We start from the raw sequence: 8,741 nt of genomic DNA on the forward strand, positions 1-8,741 counted from the left end.
CCTTTGAGCTAAGTCGCGATCCTCGCGAAAGGACCGGCTAGGCCGGCCCGTTCAACTTCTTACCAGGTCTGACGGCCATACCAATCGTCCACGTCGGATTTGGCGCGGTCCCTTGCAAGGCCGTAGCGCTCCTGGATCTTACCTTCGAGCTGATCTCGCTTGCCGGCGATTTGATCAAGGTCGTCGTCGGTAAGCTTACCCCACTGCTCCTTGACCTTGCCCTTAACCTGCTTCCAGTTGCCTTCGACGCGATTCCAATCCATGGCAATTCCTCCTTTTCGGATTACCAAGGATCAATGCCCGAAGATACGAATTGTTCAGTTCTAAGCGTCGGTCATCGCACCACGTCGTATCTTCCGGATTGATTTCGGATGTACCTGCGTCGTTCTTGGCTAACGGTCAGGCGACTTTTGCGGCAAGCATTTCGTTGATGCAATCTTCGTTCCGCGCTTCCAATTGCTGCATCGGAAAGGCTCTGATGAAGATACGGATCGTCTCGTCGAGATCGGTGCCGGATTGGGACCAGCCGGGACCGCAACTGACCTGCTCGCCGGCAAGATCCTCGACCTCGAACAGACCGCAGGTTTCGCCGGCCTCGTCATCGACGGCAAGCTGAAGCGTCCCGAAGCATCTGTGGTCGTCGTTCCAGTAAACCGCGATCTCGAGAAACCGTATGCCGGGCCGATTGCCGATCTCCGTCAGCAGTAAGCCATGAACCTCGTCCGTCGCGAGCGGCTTCGGCTCGTCCCAGCAAAGTTCCTCGTCCAAGGTCGGGTAGTCCATGACGTTTTCCAGCAGGTCGCGCATCCTGTCGAGATGGCGAAGCATGTCGGGCGACTTGCCACGGAAGCCGGGCCGATCGTCTCCGAACGTATCGAAGGCATGCCGGCCCAAATAGCCGACGAAATCATAAAGCGCCTGCGCTTCGTCTTGGCTTATGGTGAGAACGCCGTCTCTCGGTCGTGGATCTCTCGAATATTCAAACATTGCTTCCTCCTTCGCTTTCGAAACTTGGAACCCAGCCGCGGGTAAAGCCGACGCTCATTCCAGCCTCGCAGAGGGCCAGTTGTTTGCGGACGAACTGCAGCTCGGCGAGCAGAGCGCCGATCGTGGCGCGGGCGTCGCCATCGAATAGGTCGAGCGCCGATGCGACCTGATCGAATTGCGGTTCATCTGTTTGAGTGGCTGCGGCTATCATGAGGCAATACGTCTCCTGCACCCCTGAAATCACGGGGGTTCGAACTGCTGAGTTGTCGATATGGAACTGCGCGACCGGCGATCGCTTCTGTCAGTATGTTCTTATTATGTTCTCATTTTGGATTGAGTCAAGAGCCCATCCATTCCGTTGGGAGCTGGAGAGGAACGCCTGCGATTCCGGCTTACCAGCCGCAGTGGCTGAGTTGCCAGAGTGAGGAAAGACTCGACTCGCCAAGCTTTCTCTGTTGCACTGTTTTCCATGACGAAGTCCCCGCGTAAGTCATCCAAACCCCTTCTCACCGCCTCGGAAATGCCGCTGCGAAGCCGGGCGCGCAAAGCTCGTGATCCAGACCAACCGCAATTGCCGCTCGATCCAATGCCGGAGCGGATCCAGCCGGCGCTAGCGCTTCTGAAGTCGGAAGTTCCGAAAGGGCCGCAGTGGCTCTATGAGATAAAGTGGGATGGTTATCGGCTCGCGGTCCATGTTGAACCCAGCCATGTGCGCATTCTTACCCGTGGAGGGCACGATTGGACTGATCGCTTTCCGACGATCGCCAAGGAGGCGGCCGACTTCGGCACGACGATGATCCTCGATGGTGAGGCTGTCGTCCTGGATGACGAGGGCAAGTCGAGCTTCAGCGCCCTTCAGCGTGCCCTTGGGGGAAGGGGCGGGCATCGCCGGGCGGATGAGGCGATCTTCTATGCTTTCGATCTGCTCTATTTCGATGGACACGACCTTATGAAGCTGGATCTCGCCGAGCGCCGGCAGATCCTAGACGGGCTTCTCCCCGATCATGCCGGCGTCATAAAACTCTCCGAGGCGGTCGAAGCCGATGGTGAGGAACTTCTCGCTGCCGCATGTGCCTATGGTCTGGAGGGCATCATCGCCAAGAACCGTGAGCGGCCTTATCGCTCCGGTCGTACCGGTGACTGGATCAAGGTGAAATGCGTCCAGAGCGACAGCTTTTTCATCGTCGGCTATGAACCATCTGCTGTTGCACACGGCGGGATCCGCAATTTGTTTCTCGCTGCCTATAGAGGGGACGATCTCATCTACGTCGGCAATGTGGGGACGGGCTTTAATGAACGTGATGCCACGAGGCTTCGCAAAGATCTGGACAAACTCAAGACTGCGCGGGCGCCGATCGCGCTGAAACAGCGCGGCGTCGTCTGGGTTCAGCCAACACTGATCGCCGAGATCGAGTATCGTGCCTGGACCGATGACGGCAAACTGCGTCACGCTTCGTATAAAGGTCTCCGGGAGCGGCAGGACAATGCCGACGTCTATCGTCTACCGCGATGAAGCGCGGAGCGATCAACATGAGGTTCGCCAGCGCTGCATGGCGGTCTGTCCACCATACCAATGCGAAGAACTCTTCTCTCGACATGGCGCACTCGGGGGCGTTTGCGGGAGGGAATCCTACGCTAGGGCGTTGGCAGATGATATTCGCTGGTGAGAGATTTACGTGTTTCGATCTAAACGGAAAAACATGACCAGCAGATCAGGCGACGGCGGCGATGCCTTCGATCTCGATCAAAAAGTCTGCCCCATAGAGCTTTGAAACTTCAACCAAAGTGACAGCAGGCGCTGCTGGAGGCGTTACCGTGGTGAAGAACCGGTTGCGGCTCTCGCGATATGCGCCGAGATCACCTACGTCTCGGAGAAAGACTGTCATTTTCACAAGGTGGCTTGCATCGCAGCCGACAGCCTTGAGGGCCTCACTCAGGTTGTGAAAAACTTGATCGGCTTGGGCGGTGAAGTCGTCTTTGCCAACCAATGCGCCGTCTCGGTCGAGTGCAGTCTGACCTGCGATGAAGATTAGCCGGCTCGCCTTGACATCCACTACCTGCGAATAACCCGGTGGTGACCCCAGTTCCGGCGGGTTTAGACGTTGGATTGCACTTCCTTTATCAGTCATCAAACCCTCAAAATTTTTGGTCACTTGCGGGACGGGATAGAATCGTACGTTTATGCAAAAGCTAGAAATCTCTATCAGTTTATCGCAAACGGCGGTTTGTGATACAGGTGGAAATACCATTCAGGCGAGGGAGTTTCTGTTTCAAAATCCATGTCGCAATCAACGTTCCGCATACGGCTATCGCTATCGTAGGATTGCGCCCCCTCCCGCAAACGACCCCCGCTCTGCCATTCGAAAATTCCTCGAGTATTTGCTAGGCTGCGGCGTTTGCCTTTTTGCAGATGGCAGCACATCGCTCGAGCAACTCGTCAAACGTTTCGGCGTCATCGAAAAGAAGACCGTCGTCCACCATCCTGGCGTAGTCCTCCCTGAGGGCTTTCTGTCCTTCACCGGCCGGCGTTAGCAGCAGCTTGCCGTTTACCGCTGTCTCGTAGTCAATCGGCGATCGGTCGGCGGCTTTCTCCGCGAAAAACATCGACTTATGCTTCGCGACCGCGTTTGCGAGTTCGCAGTCGGAGATTGCGCTGTCTGCCAGGCCAATGTCGTCGAGGCGTACGATGTCATGCCAATGACGTGAAAAGCGATCGCCCCGCAGCCGCTCCTGCAGACAAAAGACATGGATCGCAGTTGCCTTTTCCCAGAAAGTCCGTTCGGCATGCATCACTTTCGGGCTAGCCGTCGGGAACTCGACCCCCTCAACGAGACCGGCCGCGTCAAAGGCGATATCTCGAAGGCTGGCTGGCTCTCCAGTTGAACGGGCTCCGAACTCCAACATGACGCTGGGCGCGACATAACTAGATCCTGAACTGATGGCCTGATAGTCGATGTAAAGCCTGTCGCCATCGATCCGAATCTCTGCGGGCAGCGATTGCTTCTCAAGTTCAACGCCGATGATCAGTGCAACCGTGTCGGTTACCCAGATCGGTAGTCGTCGTCGCACCTCGCTCGACCAGCGCTTTTCCTCGCTACGGGTTTTCGGGAGTGCTTCTTCGTTGTCCCCAACAAGATCAGGGGCAAGCGCGCGAATATCGTAGGTGAGGTGGGGCGCCTCGATCGGTCTGATGCAATGGCGAGAACCTCACGCCTGTCGTCGATCGATAATTCGAAGAACTGATCAGCCATGGACTGCTTTTCCGACACTTCGTGCGAGCCAAGTCGGAAACTGAGGTGCTGCAGCGACAAGCTCGTTGAACGCCTCGGGCGGCAGTTTCCGCTTGATGCTCGAAAGAGCCTCTTCTGCTTTCTCCGGCCCCAGCCAGGCAAGCGCGCGCACGGCGACGCCGGCCGGCCGGCCGGCGAGCGACAACTGCCAGCGAGGGACGTGCTTGAACTCAACCTTTTGGCTTCCGACACTCATTGTCCGGCTGCGGCCAGAGGTCAAATAGATGGAGCGAACCGGAACCTGCGTCGTGAGCCCAAGGGCGTTGGCCGCCGCCGCTCCATTCGAAACGATGACCTCGCCCCGCTGGTGTGCGACTGCCTCGACAGCCTGCTCGACAGTGGGCGGCCTGCTCCCGAACCGGCTTTTGATGGCCTTCATGTAGATACCACGCCCGGCCCTGACCAGTTCTCCCCGCTCATGCAGCCGCGACAGAGCCTGGTCTACCGCAGCCCGGTTTCCGAGATGCAGCAGGCTTTTTGCGGACAGAGCCGTACCCTCCGGCAATTGCTCGGCATAGCTAAGAATTTGAGATGTCAGTCGTTGCATTGGCTTTTCTCCTGTCAGAAATATATGCAAGTTTCTGACACTCTGCAAGTCAGCCAGTCAGTGCTGCCTAAGAGAACCTATGCAGCCGCTCACACCCGGTTCCCAGGCTGGACTGCGCGAGAGATCGGGAGCACGCCGGCGTGCTCACATCTGCAGGGAGCATCCGCTTCGAGGCGGAGGCGCTTCTCTTCCATCACATTGCCGCTCTTACGATAGGGCGAAGATCAGGCCAATGGGCAAGCGCGCCCGAGGGCGCTGTCGGCCGTCGAAAAAATAGGCTTTCACCGCTTCGCGCCGAACCTTCCGATTTTTTCCCCCGTCCGACCCATGACCGGATCTTCGCCCTACCGGGAGCGGGCTTCCGCCCCCTCCCTTCGTCCCGAGGACGTGTGAGCACGTCCTTCGGACCAAAGGAAGAAGGCTTCGCCACAGCGGGTTCTGAACAACCCGAAGCAACGCGAACTCAGGAGATCGAAGCCATGACGACGACTATCATCATTGAACTGAACAAGCTGGACGCCGACCCCAAGAACGTCCGCAAGACATACAGCTCTGCGAAACTGGCCGAGCTTGCCGCCAACATTGATGCAGAAGGGGTTCTGCAAAACCTTGTCGTGCGGGCCGGCGGCAAGCGCGGGCGTTATTTTGTGACGGCCGGCGAACGCCGCCGGCGGGCGCTGCTGATGCTGATGGAGCAGGGGAAGATCGCAAAGGACCACCCGGTCGAATGCAAGGTCCGCGATGGCTCGCAGGCGACCGAAATCAGCCTTTCGGAAAACATCTTTCGCGAGGACATGCACCCGGTCGACCAGTTCGAGGCGTTCTCGGTCATGGCGGCGGAGGGCAAGTCCATCGCCGATATTGCCGCCCATTTCAGCGTGAGCGAAATCATCGTGCGCCGCCGTCTGGCACTGGCCAAGGTATCCCCCAAGCTGCTTGAACTTCACCGTGAGGGAAAGATGACCTTTGAGCAGCTTTCCGCCTTCACAGTTTCCGACGACCATGAACGGCAGGAACAGGTCTGGGAAAACCTGCCTCAATGGGATCGGCAGGCGCACCGGATCAAGTCCAATCTGGTAACTGGCGAAGTTGCGAGCACCGACAGGCGCGTCCTGCTGATCGACGGGCTGGATGCCTATGAACAGGCGGGCGGAGCGGTGCGCCGCGATCTCTTCGATGAGCAGGGCGGCGGTTACGCCCTTGATGTCGCCTTGCTCGACAGGCTCGTCTCGGACCGTTTGGAAGAGGTTGCAGCGCCTTATCGCGAGCAGGGTTGGAAATGGGTGGAGACTGCCTTCGAACGTCCGGACTGGATTTTCGACAGACCACGCATCTACCCGGAAGACGTGGAGCTTTCTGCCGAGGATCAGGCCGAATATGACGCGCTTGTTGATGAACACGACGATCTCGTCGAACTGATCGACAACGATGCTGCAGACGAGAGCGCAGATCAGCGTATCGCTGACATCGACAAACGTCTGGACGAAATCTCCGCAAAGAAGGAGATTTATCGGTCCGACGACATGGCGCGCAGCGGCGTTGTGGTGTTCATCAACCGCTATGGCAAACCGGAAACCGCGCTTGGCATCGTCAGGGACGGCAATGAAGCTGAGGAAGCACAGGACGACGACAGCGATAACGCAACGGACGATGCCAATACTGGAGCCGTCGAAGCAGGCGAGAGCATTCCGACGTTCACGCCCTCCCAATCCTTGATCGAGGTTCTGACCGCGAAGAAGACCGCCGCCTTGCGTGTGGAACTGGCGAACAATCCCGATGTGGCCTTGGCCGCCGTGGTTCACGCCATGCTGCTGCGCATCAGCTACGGCGGCTACGCGTCCGAGCAGAGTGCACTGCAGGTGTCGCTCACTCATGAGCGCATGGGCAAATGGATCAAGCAGCCGGAAGATTGCGCGGCATGCGTGGCCTTCGAGAGCATGCAGGAGAACTACGGGCACAAAATTCCCGGCAATCCCGCCGATCTATTCGACTGGTGCCTTGGGCAGAGCCGCGAGGAGCTTCTGTCGCTGTTGGCTTACGCTGCCGCCCATGCCGTCAACGCGGTGCAGGTAAAATTCACCGACCGGCGGAACGGTATCGAGCAGGCAAACCAGCTTGGCCGTGCCCTCAAGGTCGATATGACGAACTGGTTCGAGACGACCGCCGACAGCTATTTCAACCACGTCAATCGTCGCGGGATCGAGCAGGCTGTTCTGGAAGCGAAGGGACCGGAAGCCGTCCTTGCGATCTCTTCGGCATCCAAGAAAGCCGAGGCTGTGCTTATCGCAGAACGGAAGATCAAGGGTTCGGGTTGGCTCCCGGCGCCGGTTCGGATTGCTGTCGATCCGAACGGCGAAGTCGAGGCCGATGCGCGATCCCTGCCCGTGGCAGCGGAATAGTCCCGCCCTTGCCAGCCAGCCGGTCGCGCTCCGCTAGCGCGGCCGGTTCCTCCCTTGCAATCGATAAATCCGATATTCGATCAAACTCCTGACCCGGCGCTTGCCACTGAAATCTGCTGCAAGCTCATCCGCGCCTACCTCGCCGGTGATGAAGCTGGAGCGATGTACAGGATACTTTGAACGCCGCCCTCAAGGCTTTCGACCTGCCGCCAAGCTTCATCAAGCATATCGCAGAGCGCGAACGTTAGCGCAGAGAGCGCCCGCCGCGGCGTCAAGCCTCGGCGGGCGCTGACGGACGCCTTCCGTCGCAATTTCGAAGGGCAGGGGGCCGAGGGCTTCGCCCTTCTCTCCCCCAAACAGCCTTCCGCCCACCTTCCTCCGCAACGCCATTGCTCCGTGCAGGCGGTTCCCCGCGAAGTCCGTTTTCCCCTTCCAACCCACCACTCTCGCGGCCCCGGAAGGCAGGAGCGGCGCCCTGCCTTTGCAGGACCAGCAAGCCGCTTCACGGATCAACTTAAGCTTTCAAGGCCATCCCATGAACAATTGCCGCCTCAATACCATCGTCAAACTTTTCGAGACCTGCCGTTACAAGCACGACCTCTATTCGGTCTTTTCCGACTGGTGTGAATGCGCGGCTATTTCGATGAGCAATGCCGTCGATCTCATGCATTTCGAGAGGCGCGAAGCGCGCTATCTCGAAATCCTCAGAAACTATGACCGCCAGACCATTGAGACCTTTGCGCACATCCTCGCGGAAGTCACGATGGCGATGGAGGGCGCGCCGCAGGATATCCTCGGGGAGACGTTCCATGCGCTCGAGCTACACAACAAGGCGCGCGGGCAGTTCTTCACACCCTACACCGTTTGCCGAATGATGGCACTCATGGTTGCTGGCGGCAAGGAGGAGGTCAGCAGGGCCATGGAAAGACGCGGCTTCCTGATCGCGCAGGAGCCCGCCGTTGGAAGCGGCGCTATGATCGTCGCGCTGGCAGAGGCCATACGGGACGCCGGCTTTAACTACCAGCGGCACCTTCATGTCACCGCCGTGGATATCGATCGCCGCGCGGTTCACATGGCGTATATCCAGTTTTCGCTTTTGCATATCCCTGCAACGGTTCTCGTCGGCGACAGCCTGGCAATGACGTTCCACGAGGAGTGGCATACATTGGCGCACGTCATGGGCGGCTGGAATGCGAAGCTCTGCAGAGTCGAGCGGGAAGGGAAGGGGGCTCCACCGATGTCAAACGCCGTAGCACCCAAATATGATCGTGCGCAATCCGCCGAGCCAAAAGCACCTTCCTTTGATGTCGAAAAGACCGGTCAGTTCAGGCTTTTCTAATCCGGACCATTGCGAGGCGGAGGCCATATCCGGCCCTCGCCATGTCAATGTCGATTCCGCCGCTTGCCTGGCCCGAGCCGCTATCGAAGCGACGCGGGACAGGGCGAGGGGTGCCCCTGGCGCCCCACCCCTCGGAACTCCCCGCCCGCCCATGAAAAACGGAGCGCAAGGAGCGGAGG

8 protein-coding genes and 1 pseudogene are annotated in these 8,741 nt (G+C 58.7%); 3 read left to right on the forward strand and 6 right to left on the reverse strand.

What is annotated here, in order from left to right:
• Nucleotides 1-59 precede the first annotated feature (59 nt).
• The 3 genes from PH547_RS27540 to PH547_RS27550 all read right to left on the reverse strand — a co-directional run bounded on the left by PH547_RS27540 (nt 60) and on the right by PH547_RS27550 (nt 1,198).
• Nucleotides 60-263: a CsbD family protein gene (locus tag PH547_RS27540; RefSeq protein ID WP_112411178.1), complete on the reverse strand. Its 204-nt coding sequence runs from the start codon at nt 261-263 to the stop codon at nt 60-62.
• A 136-nt stretch (nt 264-399) separates the two neighbouring features.
• Nucleotides 400-987 carry a hypothetical protein gene (locus PH547_RS27545; RefSeq protein WP_112411177.1) on the reverse strand — a complete coding sequence of 196 codons (588 nt, stop codon included), beginning with the start codon at nt 985-987 and terminating at the stop codon, nt 400-402.
• On the reverse strand, nt 980-1,198 hold the full coding sequence (locus PH547_RS27550; RefSeq protein ID WP_112411176.1) for a hypothetical protein: 219 nt from the start codon (nt 1,196-1,198) through the stop codon (nt 980-982). Before PH547_RS27550 ends, PH547_RS27545 begins: the two co-directional genes overlap by 8 nt.
• Nucleotides 1,199-1,456: 258 nt before the next feature.
• Here PH547_RS27550 and ligD point away from each other — a divergent pair, with 258 nt between their 5' ends.
• Nucleotides 1,457-2,500, forward strand: coding sequence for a non-homologous end-joining DNA ligase (gene ligD / locus PH547_RS27555; protein ID WP_112411175.1), 1,044 nt, complete (start codon nt 1,457-1,459; stop codon nt 2,498-2,500).
• Between the two features lie 199 nt (nt 2,501-2,699).
• On the opposite strand, the gene PH547_RS27560 is transcribed toward ligD, so the two are convergent.
• The 3 genes and pseudogenes from PH547_RS27560 to PH547_RS27570 all read right to left on the reverse strand — a co-directional run bounded on the left by PH547_RS27560 (nt 2,700) and on the right by PH547_RS27570 (nt 4,824).
• Nucleotides 2,700-3,116 (reverse strand): RidA family protein, encoded by a 417-nt coding sequence (locus PH547_RS27560; RefSeq protein ID WP_162701041.1) that lies wholly within the window; start codon nt 3,114-3,116, stop codon nt 2,700-2,702.
• A gap of 253 nt (nt 3,117-3,369) precedes the next feature.
• Nucleotides 3,370-4,238 (reverse strand): annotated as a pseudogene (locus PH547_RS27565) (nucleotidyl transferase AbiEii/AbiGii toxin family protein).
• Nucleotides 4,231-4,824: a DUF6088 family protein gene (locus PH547_RS27570; protein ID WP_112411173.1), complete on the reverse strand. Its 594-nt coding sequence runs from the start codon at nt 4,822-4,824 to the stop codon at nt 4,231-4,233. The pseudogene PH547_RS27565 and the gene PH547_RS27570 overlap by 8 nt, the downstream one beginning before the upstream one ends.
• Before the next feature lie 479 nt (nt 4,825-5,303).
• Here PH547_RS27570 and PH547_RS27575 point away from each other — a divergent pair, with 479 nt between their 5' ends.
• A complete protein-coding gene (locus tag PH547_RS27575) occupies nt 5,304-7,223 on the forward strand; it encodes a ParB/RepB/Spo0J family partition protein (RefSeq protein WP_112411172.1) in 1,920 nt (639 codons plus the stop codon).
• Between the two features lie 535 nt (nt 7,224-7,758).
• On the forward strand, nt 7,759-8,562 hold the full coding sequence (locus PH547_RS27580; protein WP_112411171.1) for an N-6 DNA methylase: 804 nt from the start codon (nt 7,759-7,761) through the stop codon (nt 8,560-8,562).
• Nucleotides 8,563-8,741: the final 179 nt, after the last annotated feature.

The sequence above is a fragment of the Rhizobium cerradonense genome, from assembly GCF_030182455.1.
Taxonomy (GTDB): domain Bacteria; phylum Pseudomonadota; class Alphaproteobacteria; order Rhizobiales; family Rhizobiaceae; genus Rhizobium.

Bases quoted from the DNA above. Each gene is read 5' to 3' on its own strand.
- PH547_RS27540 (WP_112411178.1), bottom strand. From the start codon at position 263: ATGGATTGGAATCGCGTCGAAGGCAACTGGAAGCAGGTTAAGGGCAAG.
- PH547_RS27545 (WP_112411177.1), bottom strand. From the start codon at position 987: ATGTTTGAATATTCGAGAGATCCACGACCGAGAGACGGCGTTCTCACC.
- PH547_RS27550 (WP_112411176.1), bottom strand. From the start codon at position 1,198: ATGATAGCCGCAGCCACTCAAACAGATGAACCGCAATTCGATCAGGTC.
- ligD (WP_112411175.1), top strand. From the start codon at position 1,457: ATGACGAAGTCCCCGCGTAAGTCATCCAAACCCCTTCTCACCGCCTCG.
- PH547_RS27560 (WP_162701041.1), bottom strand. From the start codon at position 3,116: ATGACTGATAAAGGAAGTGCAATCCAACGTCTAAACCCGCCGGAACTG.
- PH547_RS27570 (WP_112411173.1), bottom strand. From the start codon at position 4,824: ATGCAACGACTGACATCTCAAATTCTTAGCTATGCCGAGCAATTGCCG.
- PH547_RS27575 (WP_112411172.1), top strand. From the start codon at position 5,304: ATGACGACGACTATCATCATTGAACTGAACAAGCTGGACGCCGACCCC.
- PH547_RS27580 (WP_112411171.1), top strand. From the start codon at position 7,759: ATGAACAATTGCCGCCTCAATACCATCGTCAAACTTTTCGAGACCTGC.